This window comes from Shewanella sp. SG41-4, from assembly GCF_014164505.1.
In the GTDB taxonomy this organism is placed as follows: Bacteria; Pseudomonadota; Gammaproteobacteria; order Enterobacterales; family Shewanellaceae; genus Shewanella.
In genome coordinates this window covers 1-1,882 of sequence record NZ_JACJFI010000508.1, presented here as the reverse complement: position 1 = coordinate 1,882, position 1,882 = coordinate 1, and the positions used below count along the sequence as shown (strand labels likewise).

The window sequence follows — 1,882 nt, the reverse complement described above, 5'->3', positions numbered from 1 at the left end:
GCATTTAACATCAAATATAAGATGGGAATGAATCTTCAATATCTTCAGAAACAAAAAAGCCACTCTAATGAGTGGCTTTTTTGTTAAATTGGTCGGTGATAGAGGATTCGAACCTCTGACCCTCTCGTCCCAAACGAGATGCGCTACCGGGCTGCGCTAATCACCGAAATATACATAAAACAAAAAATTGAATGGGGTGACTGATGGGGCTCGAACCCACGACAACCGGAATTACAATCCGGGACTCTACCAACTGAGCTACAATCACCACTGACTTTCAATTCTACTAACCAATACGACAAAACAGTACATGCCGAATGGTGCGCCCAGAAGGATTCGAACCTTCGGCCTTACCCTCCGGAGGGGTACGCTCTATCCAGCTGAGCTATGGGCGCTCGCCTTGGTTAGCGACGCATATAATAAGGATAAACCTACCTCACGTCTAGCCCTGATTTGCTTTTTTTAACTGACTGCTTAACTTTTGACTCATTTATGGTAACTATTTGCCCATTCTCGTACATTCACACTCATTTTTAACCTTTGTTAACTTTATACTGACATTTATTTAGCTTGGATCACATTTGTATTTATGGTAATTATAATGGTTGTTCAACAATAATTTGTTCGCATAATTAATAGGATAACGGTCAACAAGGGTATGGATACTAAAATTAGTCTCTCAATAACCTCTCCACGAGTCGAGCATCTGCAAAAAAGGATCGCTCGCTTAAAGCGTTTGGCTAAAAAATATAAGCGTTCTGAGACTATTCAAAACGCTTTATTGGGTATTTCTAATATTGCAACCCAAGTCACTTCACTTGATGACTTTTATCAACGAGTACACTTACATCTACAACAACTTATTCCTGCTGAAAATTTTTTTATTGCATCTCAAGACCCAAAAACCGGACTGACAAGTTTACCTTTTTTTGCCGACCAACAAGATTCTCACCCAACAGAACTCTACCCAGACCAGGAAATATCAGCATTACTCAATAGTGGTTTAACAGGTTATGTGCTCCGTAATGGCACACCTTTGTTATGCGACGATAATAAGTTTAATGAATTGATTGCTAGTGACGATATTAAAAGCCTTGGCTCTCCAAGCCACCAATGGCTTGGCGTACCCATTAAGAACCAAGAAACCGTTAGTGGTGTGCTAGTAGTACAAAGCTATAACGAAGACAATACTTACGGTGAGCTAGAATTAGAATTAATGGGTTTCATTTGCCATCATATTTCTGGAGTAATGGAACGGCTTGAGCATCATGAACACCTAGAGCAAGCCATTGTTGAACGCACTAAAGAACTCAGCCAAGCTTATGAAAAAGTCAAAAAAGAGATAACTGAACGAGTTAAAGCCGAAAAATTACAAAAAGCCTTATTCGAAATTGCTGATTTATCGGCATCAAATGTACTCCAACAAGACTTTTATTTACGACTTCACACTATTATCAGTCAATTAATACCGGCTGATAACTGTTTTATCTCATTGATAAACGATAACAATATGTTGTCGTTTCCTTTCTACGTTTCGCAAATGACAAGCGAATATCCAGCCTCTCGTCCCATGCAGGATGGGCTAACAGAATACATCCTAGAACATAAATTACCGCGGTTATTATCATCTAAAGATATCGCTGACATGGTTGCTAATGGTGAGATTTACGCAAAATCACCAGAATTGAACAAAACCGATAGAATGCATCAATGGATAGGCATTCCGCTGATCATTAATGGCGATGTCGCTGGCGCATTAACGATTTATAGCTTGGATGACGCTCATATTTATCAATTAAAAGACTTAGAGCTACTGACGTTTGTGTCCCAGCACATGGCCAATGCTATTGAGCGTAAATTGGCGAATGAATCACTGAAAAAC

General features: G+C 39.5%; 1 protein-coding gene and 3 tRNA genes. 1 reads left to right on the top strand and 3 read right to left on the bottom strand.

Translation table 11 applies throughout. The annotated features are described in order from the left end of the window. Positions 1-89: 89 nt before the first annotated feature. The 3 genes from H5202_RS21680 to H5202_RS21670 all read right to left on the bottom strand — a co-directional run bounded on the left by H5202_RS21680 (position 90) and on the right by H5202_RS21670 (position 395). A tRNA-Pro gene (locus tag H5202_RS21680) sits at positions 90-166 on the bottom strand. Between the two features lie 26 nt (positions 167-192). Then, positions 193-268 (bottom strand) — tRNA-Tyr (locus tag H5202_RS21675). Between the two features lie 50 nt (positions 269-318). After that, positions 319-395, bottom strand: a tRNA-Arg gene (locus H5202_RS21670). 263 nt (positions 396-658) lie between these two features. On the opposite strand from H5202_RS21670, the gene H5202_RS21665 reads away from it, so the two are divergent. Beyond that, on the top strand, positions 659-1,882 hold a 1,224-nt coding region (locus H5202_RS21665; protein WP_182773865.1), incomplete at its 3' end, for a GAF domain-containing protein.